We start from the raw sequence: 13,545 nt of genomic DNA on the forward strand, positions 1-13,545 counted from the left end.
CCTCCTTATGAGCGTAAACTTACTTCGCGTTCAGGAGCTCGCCGACTTCGAGCAGGCTGAACTCGTTGTTGTCGGCCTTGTCGACAGCGCGGCCCGCCGAGAAGGGCAGGTTGTTGTCGTTGCCGACGACGATATGGGTGGCATCGACGCGATCGACGTTCTCGATCGTCACGAACGGCATGTCGTAGATGCCATCCTTGCCGCTAGCTTTCTTCTTATTGTCCGGGTCCTTGATGTTCAGGAGGTCGATGTAGCCAATCTTGCGAACAGACTTGCCGACGTTGGCGTCGTTGAACTCGATCTTGTAGATACGCTTGAGGTCGGCCGGTGCCTCGAAGCAATCCGGCTTCGGCTGCTTGGGATCGGCGCAAGCCTTGTCCTTCGTGCCGGCGCCGTTGTCGCGTTCGATGACGAGCGCGGTCGTGTCGTCGAGCATGTTGAAGTCGCCGATCGAAACGCCCTTGTCCTCGAAGGGGTAGAACCAGCTGCGGCCGGTCCAGCTCTTGGAGGCAGTGTCGAACTCGATGACGCGGATGGCGGTATGGCCGTCAACCGACTCCATCTTGCCGTCGTCCTGATAGATAGCGCCTTCCAGAAGGCCGTAGAGCTTGCTGCCATCCTTCGACATTGCAAGACCTTCGAAGCCACCCGAGCGCTTGAGGTTGAACACAGGCATCTTGGCGATCGGATTTGCCGGAACGGAGAGCACCGGATTGTCGGGCGACATAACCGGCTTGCCGTCGACAGTGGTCGAGATCACGTCGGTCAGGCGGCCTTCCGTGTCGAACTTGAGGATATAGGGTCCGAACTCGTCGCCGACCCAGAAACCATCGGCCACAGGCTGCACGGATTCGATGTCGAAATCTGCGCCTGTGAGATAACGCTTCTCAGCGCCTTCCAGAACGATCGGGAAAGGAGCTTTCTTGCTGGGGTCGGAGAGGAAGAGGTTCTTGACGACCTCGACCTTGCCCGTCTGCCAGTCGAACTTTGCCTGATGCAGGAAGAGCATCGCGTCGCTGGAGTTCGCCTTCGAGCCGAAGCCGTTGTCGGAGAGCGTCCAGAACGTGCCATCCGGCATGGTCTTGATGCCGGAGAAGCCCTGGATTGGTTGACCGTCGAAGGGCAGCTTCAGATCGGTGACGCGAGCGCCGTCCTTGCCGGGAACCGTACCGAGCGCTTCGGTGCGCTTGCGGTCGGCGGTCGTGAACTTGCCCGAGTGCTTGAGGAACTCAGGCGCATCGGCTGGAGCCGCGACGAGTGTGTTGGCCGGCAGAATGGCCTGGCCTGCGAGCTTAGCTGGAAATTCCTGCTGGTCGGCGGCGGCCGAACCAGCGATCAAAAGAAGAAATGAAACAGAAGCGAGAAGAGTATTTTTCATCGAAACCCCCAAGGATTGGAATGCGGGTCTCGATTAGCAATGCTTTCATGTCGGCGCGTTGACGCTTGCGTGAAGCTTTGGTGACGCCTTGCGGTTGTCTGCCTTGGCGAGCGCGATAACGCCGAGGCTCTGGCCGCGGCCCTTGACGGCGTGGCTTCCAAGATCCTCGGCCGAGACCGTCTCCGGCATCTTGATCCGCAGGGCGAGGTCGCTTGAGATGAGAACCGATCGGTTCAAACTCTTGCAGAGCGATTCAAGCCGGGATGTGGTGTTCACGGTGTCGCCGAAGTATGTGATCTTATGATGGTCGACGCCGATTTCGGCCGTAATAACCGTACCGCCATGCAAGGCGGCGCGCAGGCGAGGGACCTGACCAAATGTCTTCAGCCAGTTCTCGGCGTCCGCCTCTATCGCGCTAATGATATCGAAGATGCAGTTCACGCATCGGCCGAACTTGATCCCGCGCTCCAGCGGCCAACTGATGATCGCGGCGTCACCCACGTAGTCATCGATGGTGCCCTTGTACTTCCGGACCGGCTCGGCGAACGACGCAAACAGGGAACTCAGCATCTGTTGGGCTCGGAGATCGCCGTGCTTCTCGGCAAAGGAGGTCGAATCCACCAGATCGATGAACAGGAAGACGCGCTCCTCGCTGATCGGCTTCCGGTAACGGCTGAAAAGCATGCTGATGAAGATGTCGCGGCCCAGCAGTTCGCGGATACGTAGCACGAAGATGATAAGCGCACACACGGCGAGGGCATAAAGAAAGGCGTCGAATGGCAGGATAACGGCATCGACCCACGATGCTGGGCGAAAGGCTCCGAGCCACCACATCGAGAGGCCGGCAACCGCAAATCCAACGCTCATCAGGATCTCGTAGACGAAGATCTCAGCGAGGAAGAACGTCACCGTCGGCAATGCCTGCATGCGCCGATAAAGGCCGCGCAGGATCACCTTGCGCTCGAAGGCGATGATCGGCATGCCGATGAACAGCGCAAAGGTCGCGCCGACAAACGGATGGCCGCCATAGAAGCGCATGTCATAGAAAACGCCGCTCGCGGCTATGACAAGCGCGATCAACAGCCAGTTCTGGACCGGAGATATTTCCCTCATGTAGTCCTTTTCGCGGTACCTGTCCGTCGGGGATACCATGGCATATAGGAAACGTTGATTGTTTCCGAAAGGCGCTGCGTCAGTTTCCTTGGACCGAATCGATCTGGAGATGACTGTGATGGCACCTAGAGCGCCACCGTCTCGACCTTCTTGCCAACGAAGCGGAGGGCAACCTGGCCCTGGATGAGCTGCAGCGCGGGCTCACCGAAAAGCTCCCGCCGCCAGCCATGCAGCGCTGCGACTTCGGCCTTCTCGCCTTCCGCCGCGATGCGGTCGAGATCTTCGCTGTTGGCGATCACCTTCGGTGCGACGCCATGCTTTTCCGAGATCAGCTTCAACAGGACCTTCAGCAGCTCGGCGGCAGCGGCAGCACCTTCCGGCGGTTGCGTCTGTCGTGGAGCATGCGGCATCTCGGCCTTCGGCAAGGCGAGCGCGGCATTGACGGCTTCGACGACGGCGATGCCGGCTGCCGATCGCTCCCAGCCCTTGGGGATCGTTCGCAGGCGGCCGAGCGCTTCGGCGTCCTTCGGTTGCTGCTGGGCGACCTCGTAGATCGCGTCATCCTTGAGCACGCGCGAGCGCGGCACGTTGCGGGAGCGCGCCTCGCGCTCGCGCCAGGCGGCCACATATTTCAAAATGGCAAGTTCCTGCGGCTTGCGCAGGCGCATTTTCAACCGCTGCCAAGCATCGTCCGGATGCATGTCGTAGGTCTCGCGAGCCTCGAGGATATCCATCTCCTCCCGAAGCCAGGACGAGCGGCCTTCGCGTTCGAGCTCGGCCTTCAGGTAGAGATAGACGTCGCGCAGGTGCGTCACGTCGGCAAGCGCGTAGTCCAGCTGCTTTTCCGAAAGTGGCCGGCGGCTCCAGTCGGTGAAGCGCGAAGACTTGTCGATCTGAACGCCTTTGGTGCGATTGACGAGCTGATCGTACGAGACGGAGTCTCCGAAGCCGCAAACCATCGCAGCAACCTGCGTGTCAAAAATCGGATGCGGGATGAGGCCACCGCGGTTGTAGATGATCTCGATATCCTGGCGTGCGGCATGAAAGACTTTCAAAACGGCAGGATTGGCCATCAGTTCAAAGAATGGCTTGAGGTCTAGACCCTTCGCCAACGGATCGACCAGCACTTCCGTTGTCGGACTTGCCATCTGGATCAGGCAAAGTTCCGGCCAGAATGTTGTCTCTCGGAGAAACTCGGTGTCGATGGTAATGAATTCTGACTTGGCCAGCTCTTTGCAGGCCGCCTCCAAATCGGCGGTTGTTTCGATCATCTCAATTCATTCGCAGGATAGACATAGTTGAACCTTCCTTCTCCTTTCGGCCGGATAAGTCAACTAGAACCCGTAAAGACCCGTCAAACAACCCTGACATAACTGGTCATGCCAGTCTTCTGATGCTCGATGATATGGCAATGCAGCACCCAGTCGCCGGGATTGTCGGCCACGAAGGCGAGTTGCACCTTCTCGTCTGGTTGTACGAGATAGGTGTCGCTAACGAGTGGCATGACCTCCCGCGTCGATGACGACAGGACGGTGAAACTCATTCCGTGCAGATGGATGGGATGCGCATGCGGTGTCACGTTCTCAAGCTGCAAAATGTAGCTCTTGCCGAGCTTCAGTTCCGCCAGCGGCGCGGTCGGGTCCGCGGTGTCGCCCGGCCACGGCACCTTGTTGATGGCCCAGAAGCTGTAGCCGAGGGTGCCGCAGATACTGTCGGCAGGCGCGCTTTCGGCCGTGGCGCTGAGAATGAGCGGAATCCTCTGTGCCGAGGACAGATCGGCCTTAGCGACCGGGTTTTCGCTGAGCGTGGCGAGATCGCCGACATGGCGCTTCAAGGATGTTCCGACAGCTCTAAGCTTGGCGATCGTCTTCGGCGTCGTGCCCCTGATGTCTTCGAGTGTGGCAATGGCGCCCTCGCTGTCCGGCATCCGCACGGCGAGATCGAGGCGCTGGCCTGGGCCGATCCGCAGCAGATCGAGCGGAAAGCGCTTCGGCACAGGGTTGCCGTCGATCGCAATCACCGTCGCCTCGGCACCTTCCATCTTCAGCGAGAAGATGCGGGTGACGTCGGTCACGGCAATTCGCAGCCGGATGAGACCGCCGGCCGGCGCATCGTATTGTGGCTCCTGGTGCCAGTTGGCCGTCCTTACCGTTCCGTAAGTACCGGTCTTTGCTGCGTCGCGTGGACGGAAGGCCGCAATGAATTGGCCGTCGCCGCCGAGGCGCCAGTCGCGCAGATTGAGCACCACTTCGGCATCGAATGTCGGGTCGGCTGGATCCTCGACCACGAGAACACCGGTCATGCCGTGGCCCATCTGCGTCAGCGTGTTGCAATGGGGATGATACCAAAAGGTGCCAGCATCCGGCGGCGTGAAGGCATAATCGAAGCTGTCGCCGGTATAGACGTAAGGCTGCGTTATGAACGGCACCCCGTCCATCTTGTTGGCGATTCTCAAACCGTGCCAGTGGATCGTCGTCGGCTCGTCGAGCGCGTTCGTCAGCTGTGCCGTATAGGGCTTGCCCTTGGTCATCCGTAGCACCGGCGGCATGCCGCCGTCACCCCAGCTCATGATGTCTTTCGTGACACCGGCATCGGTGATACTGGCCGTCGTCTTCACCGCTTTCAAGACCTGCGGCTCGGGGGCTGCTTCCGCAAGCCCAAACTTCCCCGCGATCCCGACACCGACGCCATATGCACCTGCGACGGCAGAGGCTTTCAGGAGATTGCGGCGAGTGAGGAGGGGCATGTAGAGGCTCCGAGAAAATGATAGCGTTCCTCTTTAAAGTTGACCGCAAGCTTCAGCAATATGGTGCGATGTTGCCAAACTGCCGCATGGCTTTTCCCGGTGACACGGTTGCATGCTTGCCATAAAGCCTTCGCAACGCGCGTGCCCTACGCGCCAACCCTTGACAAATCAGACCGTCCATGCGCTTTTCCGCCCGATTTTCTTGTCGGTGCGGGAGAGCCATCAGAGCCCCTTGCTGCCGTCTTTAAGCCAGATACCGGGAATTGAGATGATGCATCGTTACCGCAGCCACACATGTGCAGCCCTCCGCAAGTCGGATGTCGGCGCCAATGTCCGGATTTCCGGCTGGGTCCATCGTGTTCGCGACCATGGCGGCGTTCTCTTCATCGACCTGCGCGACCACTACGGCATCACCCAAGTCGTTGCCGATCCGGATTCGCCCGCTTTCAAGCAGGCCGAACTGGTTCGCGGCGAATGGGTCATTCGCATCGACGGCCTCGTGAAGGCTCGTACGGAAGACACCGTCAACAAGAACATGGCGACCGGCGAGATCGAACTCTACGCGCAGGAGATCGAAGTTCTCTCCGCTGCCAAGGAACTGCCGCTGCCGGTCTTCGGCGAGCCGGATTATCCGGAAGACGTGCGCCTGAAGTACCGCTTCCTCGATCTGCGCCGCGAGACGCTGCACAAGAATATCGTCAAGCGCACGCAGGTCATTTCGGCCATGCGCCGCGAGATGGGCAATATCGGCTTCACCGAATACACGACGCCCATCCTGACGGCCTCTTCGCCGGAAGGCGCACGCGACTTCCTCGTGCCATCACGCATTCATCCTGGCACGTTCTACGCGCTGCCGCAGGCGCCGCAGCAGTACAAGCAGCTGCTGATGGTCGCCGGCTTCGACCGTTACTTCCAGATTGCCCCGTGCTTCCGTGACGAAGACCCGCGCGCCGACCGCCTGCCGGGCGAATTCTACCAGCTCGATCTCGAAATGAGCTTCGTCGAACAGGAAGACGTCTGGAACACGATGGAGCCGGTCATTCGTGACATCTTCGTCGAGTTCGCCGATGGCAAACCAGTGACTGAGAAGTTCCCGCGTATTCCTTATGAGACGGCGATCCGCAAGTACGGTTCCGATAAGCCGGACCTGCGCAACCCGATCGAGATGCAGGCCGTGACCGAGCATTTTGATGGCTCCGGCTTCAAGGTCTTCGCCAATATGATCGCCTCCAACCCGAAGGTCGAGGTTTGGGCTATTCCAGCCAAGACCGGCGGCTCCCGCGCCTTCTGCGACCGTATGAACGCCTGGGCGCAGAGCCAGGGCCAGCCGGGCCTCGGCTACATCTTCTGGCGCAAGGAAGGCGAGAAACTCGAAGGCGCCGGCCCGCTTGCCAAGAACATAGGCGAGGAGCGCACCGACGCGATCCGTAGCCAGCTCGGTCTCGATGACGGTGACGCCTGCTTCTTCGTCGCTGGCGACCCCACGAAGTTCTACAAGTTCGCCGGGGAAGCCCGCACCCGGGCCGGCGAGGAACTGAACCTCGTCGATCGCGATCGCTTCGAATGCTGCTGGATCGTCGATTTCCCATTCTACGAATGGTTGGAAGAAGAAAAGAAGATCGACTTCGCCCACAATCCGTTCTCGATGCCGCAGGGCGGCATGGAAGCGCTCAACGGCGCCGATCCGTTGTCAATCAAGGCCTTCCAGTACGACATGGTCTGCAACGGCTTCGAGATCGCCTCGGGCTCGATCCGCAACCAGCTGCCGGAAGTCATGGTCAAGGCCTTTGAGTTGACCGGCAAGTCGCACGCCGAGGTCGAGGAGCAATTTGGTGGCCTGTACCGCGCCTTCCAGTACGGCGCACCGCCGCATGGCGGCATGGCCTTCGGTATCGACCGCATTGTCATGCTGCTTGTCGGCGCGAAGAACCTGCGCGAAATCTCGCTGTTCCCGATGAACCAGCAGGCCCAGGATCTGCTGATGGGTGCACCGACGCCGGCAACGCCAACGCAGCTGCGTGAACTGGCGATCCGCCCGATCCCGCCGGTCAAGAAGGACTAAGCAGGCTTACTGAATGATAAAAGCCGGCGATCGATTTCGCCGGCTTTCTTTATTTCTGCGAGGCTCCAGATCGCGTCCAGGAACGTGACGGTCAGCGGTCACCTCGCTACTAAGTAGAAAACCCAGCGGGCAACGGCGCGCCGGGTTTCCAAGTAGTCAAGCTTGGCCGATCAATCGTTGGCCGAAACCTTCACGCCGAGAACCTGCGGCAGCGTGTTCGGTGCGCCCATCGCAGCACCCATGATCATCGGGAACGGCACAGGCTTTGCCGGAGCAGCGGCAAGCGTCAGGCTCTTCGGGTCGTCGAGGAAGGTGTTGACGGCCGCCGATATGGCGTTCTGCAGCTCCGGAATGTTGAGCTGCGCCAGCATGATCGGCGTCATCGCCTTCAGCGAATCCGCCATCTGCTGGCCGGAGATGTTCTGCTGGCTGCCGGCGTAGTCGAGCGCGCGCTTGGTGATGGAAGCATCATCGAAGCGGATCTGGGCACTTTCAAACGACAGCTGCTGCATCAGTCCGAGCATCGAGAGGCCGAGAGCCTGCTGCGCTTCTTCCTTGTTCTGGTTCGCTTCGGCCTGCTTGGCGGCTTCTTGCAGCGACTTCAAGAAAGGCATCGTGTAGCCGGAGATTTTGAAGGCGAGGTTCAGCTTGCCGATGTTGTTGAAGTCGAAGGCGAATTCGGAAACGTCGATCGTGCCTGGCGTCAGCTCCCAGGCACCCTTCATCGTGATGTCGCCTTGGATGTGCTGAAGTGCGAGCTTGTCGATCGCATCCTTGCTCTGCGCGTCGCTTGCCTTGCTGAGATCTGCCTTCAGGCCCTTGAAAGCGCCATCGAAGTCGAAGCCGGACTCGTCTTCGCGCAGCGTCAGGTTGACGTCGCTTTCGGCGATCGAGAATAGTTCCGCGCCGTTCTGGACAACCTTCACAGGACCGCTGTGAGCGTTCTCATAAAGTAGCATGGAGTCGAGCCCTTCGCCCTTCGGATCGGCGGGGATCGAAATGCCGCTAAGCGTCAGATCGGTGGCCGTGAAGGTCGCGCCCTCATTGGTGGCGCTGACATTCGGGAAGGACGCTTCCTCGACGTAGTAGCCGCCGTCGTCGTCGGCTTCGACACCCGTCATCGTGATATCGCCGATCGACACCGCTTCACCGCTGTTTGCCTTGAAGCTCGCCTTCTTCAGTGTCACGGTCGTACCGTCGACGTTGACGCTATCGGCAACGATCGTGCCGCCCTGTTGGCTATAGGCGGCATTGATCTTCTTCAGCAGATCCTGGCCGTCGAGCGCGAAAGCCGAGCCGGCGAGAGAGAGAAAGGCAACGCCCGAAAGCATTAGCCGTGTCGTCCGGTAAAAAGTCATCTGGGGTCCCCTGGTGGCGGTGCGTAGCCACGGCTCAATTCGTTGCCGGTCTACTGTGGTTCAATCGCGGGTTATATTTGCGGATTTCTAAATTTGTGTTGAAGGGAAAACGAAACAACGACCAAATTCAGGCAAAGTGTCTCAAGCCATTCTTTTCCTGTGCCCCCAAGACTTCGTCCACAGCCGGAATGCCCGGAATCCTTGCTCAAGAGGGTCTTCTCGGCTAGTCAGGACATATGGGACAAGAGATTTTGCCGCCCTCTGGCGGAGACGACGACAGTATCTTTCCGGTCGATCTGAAGGCAGCGCTCGAAGAGCGATACCTTGCCTACGCGCTGTCGACCATCATGCACCGCGCTCTTCCGGATGTGCGCGACGGCCTGAAGCCGGTCCACCGCCGTATCATTCACGCCATGAGTGAAATGGGCATCCGGCCCAATTCCGCCTTCAAGAAATGCGCGCGCATCGTCGGCGATGTCATAGGTAAGTTCCATCCGCATGGCGACCAGTCGGTTTACGATGCGCTGGTGCGTTTGGCGCAGGATTTCTCGCAGCGCTATCCCGTCGTGGACGGGCAGGGCAACTTCGGCAACATCGACGGCGACAGTGCCGCGGCCTACCGATATACCGAAGCGCGTATGACCGAGGTCGCGGGTCTGCTGCTTGACGGCATCGAGCAGGATGCCGTCGATTTCCGGCCGACCTACAACGAAGAAGACGAAGAGCCGGTCGTCCTGCCGGGCGCCTTCCCGAACCTGCTTGCAAACGGTTCGTCCGGTATTGCGGTCGGCATGGCGACGTCCATTCCGTCGCACAATGTCCACGAGCTATGCGACGCAGCACTTCACCTTATCAAGCATCCTGATGCTTCGGTCGAAAAGCTGGTTGAGTTCATCCCCGGTCCGGACTTCCCTACCGGCGGCATTATTATTGATGGCCGTGAAAGCATCATCGAAGCCTACAAGACCGGCCGTGGCGGCTTCCGCACACGCGCCAAGTGGGAGACTGAGGATCTCGGCCGCGGCGGCTACCAGATCATCGTCACCGAAATTCCGTTCCAGGTGCAGAAGTCCCGCCTGATCGAAAAGATCGCCGAACTGCTGCTGGCGCGCAAACTGCCGCTGCTCGAGGACATCCGCGACGAGTCCGCCGAGGACGTCCGCGTCGTGCTGGTGCCGAAGAACCGGACGGTCGATCCGACGATCCTTATGGAATCCATGTTCAAGCTGACGGAGCTGGAAAGCCGCTTCCCGCTGAACATGAACGTTCTGTCCATGGGCCGCATCCCGCGCGTCATGGCTCTGAACGAGGTGCTCAAGGAGTGGCTCGACCATCGCCGCGAAGTGCTGCAGCGCCGCTCGCGCTTCCGCCTCGCTGCCATCGATCGGCGCCTCGAAATCCTCGGCGGCCTGCTGATCGCCTACCTCAACATCGATGAGGTGATCCGTATCATCCGCGAGGAGGACGAGCCGAAGCCGGTGATGATCGCGCGCTGGTCGCTGACTGACAACCAGGTTGAAGCGATCCTCAACATGCGTCTGCGGTCGCTGCGCAAGCTCGAGGAGTTCGAAATCCGCACTGAGTTCGACGAACTCACTAAGGAAAAGGGCGAGATCGAAGCCCTGCTGGCGTCGGAAGAAAAGCAGTGGCAGACCGTCGCGTGGGAAATCGGCGAGGTAAAGAAGAAGTTCGCGAAGGCGACCGAGCTCGGCCGCCGCCGCACCCAGTTCGCCGATGCACCCGAGGCCGACGAGCAGGCCATCCAGCAGGCGATGATCGAGAAGGAACCGATTACGGTCGTCGTCTCCGAAAAGGGTTGGATCCGCGCGCTGAAGGGGCACATCTCCGATACCGCGACCCTGACTTTCAAGGAGGGCGATGGGCTGAAGGTTGCCTTCCCGGCGCAGACGACCGACAAGATCCTTATCATCACGACGGGCGGCAAGGCGTTCACTCTTGGCGGCGACAAGTTGCCTGGCGGTCGTGGCCACGGTGAGCCGCTGCGCATCATGATCGACATGGAGAACGATCAGGACGTTCTGACCGCCTTCGTGCATGATTCTGCGCGTAAGCAGATGATCGTCTCGACGGCGGGCAACGGCTTCGTCGTTGCCGAGACCGACATGGTGGCCAATACCCGCAAGGGTAAGCAGATCATGAACGTCTCCATGCCAGATGAGACGAAGCTGATCGTTCCCGTCAGCGGTGATCATGTCGCCGTCGTCGGCGAAAACCGCAAGCTGCTCGTCTTCCCGCTGGCGCAGGTGCCGGAAATGGGTCGCGGCAAGGGCGTTCGCGTGCAGCGCTACAAGGATGGCGGCATCTCTGACGTGCGCTGCTTCGCGATCGCTGACGGCCTCGTCTGGGAAGACAGCGCCGGCCGCACCTTCACCAAGAACAAGGATGAGCTTGCCGAATGGCTCGCTGATCGCGCGACAGCCGGCCGCACCGTTCCGAAGGGCTTCCCGCGCAGCGGCAAGTTTGCCGGCTAAGGCGAAAATAAATCCGCGCCTCGCTCTTGGCGGGCGAGGCAACTCCTCTACCTCTGTCGTGTAATCACAACATGGACAGACATCATTCCGCAGGCGGACGGAATGATCGAATGTGGCGCCTCAGGGAGAGCGTCATGTCCGATCACGGAGGAATGTTGATGAGTGCTTGCAATACCATCACCTTGAACGTTGTGCATACTTTCAATGCCTTGCCCTGCGCCGTCTATGACGCATGGCTGAATCCTCAGATCGCAAAACGCTTCCTCTTCGCGAGCGACGAAGGCCGCGTTATCCGCGCCGATATCGATCCGAAGGTCGGCGGCCATTTTCTCGTTATCGACCGGCGTCCGACAGGTGATGCGGTGCATTACGGCGTGTTTCTGGAATTGCGCCGGCCGCGGCGAATGGTCTTCTGCTTCTCGGCAGCGGAGCACGACCACAACGCAGATCGAATCCAGATCGACATCGAACCACTGGCCGAAGGCACGCGGCTGACACTCTCACACGAAATGTGCGCCGAATGGGGCCAGTTCGAAGAGCAGACGCGACAGGGCTGGGTTCACGTGATGCAGGGGCTCGAGCGCGAACTCGAGGCGATGCAGATGGTCAATGTGCCAGAGATTGCCGCACAGGCTTCCTCCGAACCATCCAAAGCGAGTGCGCCATAATCGCGCAGACGAGGATCGTGCCGCCGATGAGCGTCATCGTCGGGGGCGTTTCCGCGAAGATCAGCCAGATCCAGATCGGAGCCAGGATGGTTTCGAGCAGATAGAACATGCCGACTTCGGGCGCTGACAAATAGCGTGGTCCCGTCGCTAAGCACCAAAAGGCAACCGGCATCAGAAGGGCACCATTGAGGATGATCCAGGCCGGATGTTCTATGGCGAGCCCGCTCGGCAATGCATTCGCAAAGCCGAGTATGGCGGGCAGGGCGGCGGCAAGCAGGGGCACAAAGCCCATGTCCCGGCGTGATGCCCGGCCAACCGTTATCGCCGAGGCGAGGATAAGGGCGCTCAGTAGCGCCATGGCATCACCAAAGACATGGCCGCCGGCCAATCCATCATGCACGATCAAGCCGACACCGAACACCATCACCGCCATGGTGACGAGCGTGGATATCGAAGGGCGTTCCTTAAGGAACACCCATGATAGAAGCGCGCCGAACATCGGATTGAACGCGACGATGAAGACCACGTTGGCCGTTGCCGTATTGAAGACGGCAAGCAGGAAGGTCAGCGTCGAGCAGCCGTACAGCAGTCCCGTCGCAAGGCCGTGCCTGCCGGGCATAAGCAAAGGCCATGTTCCCTTGAGGTATCTGATGAGGCAGACCACGACGAGCGTCACGGCGACGGTCGTGATGCTGCGCGCGCCGAGGATCGACCACATATCCCCGTGAGCAAGGCGTACGAGTGGAATGTCCATGGAAAGAGCCAGGCCGCCGATCGCTGTCAGCAGCAGACCCTTCCGATGATCGGAAAGGGAGGGGAAGAGCATTTAGTAGCGTGTGCTTTCGGGCATTGCGGAGGGATCGAAACGTTCCCAGCCGCGCGATGTCAGGTGCTCCTGTGGCTGGAAGCGAGTCTTGTAGTCCATTTTCCGCGACCCTTGAACCCAGTAGCCCAAGTAGACGTGCGGAAGACCCAAAGCTCTTGTGCGCTTGATGTGGTCAAGAATCATGAACGTGCCAAGGGAACGTCGATCCATGTCAGGATTAAAGTAGGAATAGACCATGGACAGGCCATCGCTCATCGTATCCGTGAGAGCGGCAGCCAGGAGTTCACCCGTCGGGCGCTCTTCGAGACCAGCCCCTTCCTTTCGAAGCCGATACTCGATGATTTTGGTGTTCACATGTGTATCTTCGACCATGATGGCATAATCGAGCACCGTCATGTCGGACATTCCGCCCTGTTGGTGGCGAAAGTCGAGATAGCGTCGGAATAGCGAATATTGCTCGCTGGACGGCTGGGCGGGGAATTCGGTCGAGATGATATCGGCATTTGCCGCAAGCACCCGCTTCATTGATTTCGTCGGCAGGAACTCCTGCGCGAGGATACGGACGGAAATGCAGGCGCGGCAGGCCTCGCAGGCTGGCCGATAGGCAATGTTCTGCGACCGGCGAAAGCCGCCTTGTGTCAGGATATCGTTCATCTCCGCTGCGCGGGGGCCGACGAGATGTGTAAAGACCTTACGTTCCATCTCGTGGGCCAGATAAGGGCACGCAGCCGGAGCAGTTAGGTAAAACTGCGGTGATGGCGTGGTCTGCGTATTCATCTGTTGCGGAGATTTCCTTCGGTTTGCTGCGTATCTGACAGGATGACTTAAGAATGTAAAACGTCAACAGCGGGGCTGTTTTCGAACCCGCTGTCGCGCGTCATACTTTGGGATATGGTGCCACG

The 13,545-nt window shown here is 59.7% G+C and carries 10 protein-coding genes; 3 read left to right on the plus strand and 7 right to left on the minus strand.

Annotated elements, in window-relative coordinates; translation table 11 throughout:
• Nucleotides 1-19: 19 nt before the first annotated feature.
• The 4 genes from PMI09_RS25090 to PMI09_RS25105 form a co-directional block, all read right to left on the minus strand.
• Nucleotides 20-1,378, minus strand: coding sequence for an esterase-like activity of phytase family protein (locus PMI09_RS25090; RefSeq protein WP_007801025.1), 1,359 nt, complete (start codon nt 1,376-1,378; stop codon nt 20-22).
• A gap of 45 nt (nt 1,379-1,423) precedes the next feature.
• Entirely contained in the window at nt 1,424-2,491 is a 1,068-nt protein-coding gene (locus PMI09_RS25095; protein WP_037084040.1) for an adenylate/guanylate cyclase domain-containing protein, read from the minus strand.
• Between the two features lie 125 nt (nt 2,492-2,616).
• Nucleotides 2,617-3,762, minus strand: a complete 1,146-nt coding sequence (gene rnd / locus PMI09_RS25100; RefSeq protein ID WP_007801029.1) for a ribonuclease D — start codon at nt 3,760-3,762, stop codon at nt 2,617-2,619.
• Nucleotides 3,763-3,845: 83 nt separating this feature from the next.
• Nucleotides 3,846-5,237, minus strand: a complete 1,392-nt coding sequence (locus PMI09_RS25105; RefSeq protein ID WP_007801031.1) for a multicopper oxidase family protein — start codon at nt 5,235-5,237, stop codon at nt 3,846-3,848.
• A 271-nt stretch (nt 5,238-5,508) separates the two neighbouring features.
• On the opposite strand from PMI09_RS25105, the gene aspS reads away from it, so the two are divergent.
• Nucleotides 5,509-7,299 carry an aspartate--tRNA ligase gene (gene aspS, locus PMI09_RS25110; protein ID WP_037084041.1) on the plus strand — a complete coding sequence of 597 codons (1,791 nt, stop codon included), beginning with the start codon at nt 5,509-5,511 and terminating at the stop codon, nt 7,297-7,299.
• A 170-nt stretch (nt 7,300-7,469) separates the two neighbouring features.
• Here the strand turns inward: aspS and PMI09_RS25115 are convergent, their stop codons facing one another.
• On the minus strand, nt 7,470-8,657 hold the full coding sequence (locus PMI09_RS25115) for a hypothetical protein (protein WP_007801034.1): 1,188 nt from the start codon (nt 8,655-8,657) through the stop codon (nt 7,470-7,472).
• A 236-nt stretch (nt 8,658-8,893) separates the two neighbouring features.
• On the opposite strand from PMI09_RS25115, the gene parC reads away from it, so the two are divergent.
• Together parC and PMI09_RS25125 are read left to right on the plus strand one after the other, a co-directional pair.
• On the plus strand, nt 8,894-11,149 hold the full coding sequence (gene parC, locus PMI09_RS25120; RefSeq protein ID WP_007801035.1) for a DNA topoisomerase IV subunit A: 2,256 nt from the start codon (nt 8,894-8,896) through the stop codon (nt 11,147-11,149).
• A gap of 158 nt (nt 11,150-11,307) precedes the next feature.
• Nucleotides 11,308-11,817 carry an SRPBCC family protein gene (locus PMI09_RS25125; protein ID WP_007801037.1) on the plus strand — a complete coding sequence of 170 codons (510 nt, stop codon included), beginning with the start codon at nt 11,308-11,310 and terminating at the stop codon, nt 11,815-11,817.
• On the opposite strand, the gene PMI09_RS25130 is transcribed toward PMI09_RS25125, so the two are convergent.
• Both PMI09_RS25130 and PMI09_RS25135 read right to left on the minus strand, forming a co-directional pair.
• On the minus strand, nt 11,756-12,643 hold the full coding sequence (locus PMI09_RS25130; RefSeq protein WP_007801039.1) for a DMT family transporter: 888 nt from the start codon (nt 12,641-12,643) through the stop codon (nt 11,756-11,758). The two genes, PMI09_RS25125 and PMI09_RS25130, sit on opposite strands and share 62 nt — an antisense overlap.
• Nucleotides 12,644-13,420 carry an arginyltransferase gene (locus PMI09_RS25135; RefSeq protein WP_007801042.1) on the minus strand — a complete coding sequence of 259 codons (777 nt, stop codon included), beginning with the start codon at nt 13,418-13,420 and terminating at the stop codon, nt 12,644-12,646.
• Between the last annotated feature and the right edge of the window lie 125 nt (nt 13,421-13,545).

Origin of the sequence: Rhizobium sp. CF122, from assembly GCF_000282035.1 — a bacterium.
Lineage (GTDB): Bacteria > Pseudomonadota > Alphaproteobacteria > Rhizobiales > Rhizobiaceae > Rhizobium.

Excerpts from the sequence above, each read along its gene's own strand:
- rnd (WP_007801029.1), bottom strand. The coding sequence starts at position 3,762 with ATGATCGAAACAACCGCCGATTTGGAGGCGGCCTGCAAAGAGCTGGCC.
- aspS (WP_037084041.1), top strand. The coding sequence starts at position 5,509 with ATGCATCGTTACCGCAGCCACACATGTGCAGCCCTCCGCAAGTCGGAT.
- parC (WP_007801035.1), top strand. The coding sequence starts at position 8,894 with ATGGGACAAGAGATTTTGCCGCCCTCTGGCGGAGACGACGACAGTATC.
- PMI09_RS25130 (WP_007801039.1), bottom strand. The coding sequence starts at position 12,643 with ATGCTCTTCCCCTCCCTTTCCGATCATCGGAAGGGTCTGCTGCTGACA.
- PMI09_RS25090 (WP_007801025.1), bottom strand. The coding sequence starts at position 1,378 with ATGAAAAATACTCTTCTCGCTTCTGTTTCATTTCTTCTTTTGATCGCT.
- PMI09_RS25135 (WP_007801042.1), bottom strand. The coding sequence starts at position 13,420 with ATGAATACGCAGACCACGCCATCACCGCAGTTTTACCTAACTGCTCCG.
- PMI09_RS25105 (WP_007801031.1), bottom strand. The coding sequence starts at position 5,237 with ATGCCCCTCCTCACTCGCCGCAATCTCCTGAAAGCCTCTGCCGTCGCA.
- PMI09_RS25095 (WP_037084040.1), bottom strand. The coding sequence starts at position 2,491 with ATGAGGGAAATATCTCCGGTCCAGAACTGGCTGTTGATCGCGCTTGTC.
- PMI09_RS25125 (WP_007801037.1), top strand. The coding sequence starts at position 11,308 with ATGAGTGCTTGCAATACCATCACCTTGAACGTTGTGCATACTTTCAAT.
- PMI09_RS25115 (WP_007801034.1), bottom strand. The coding sequence starts at position 8,657 with ATGACTTTTTACCGGACGACACGGCTAATGCTTTCGGGCGTTGCCTTT.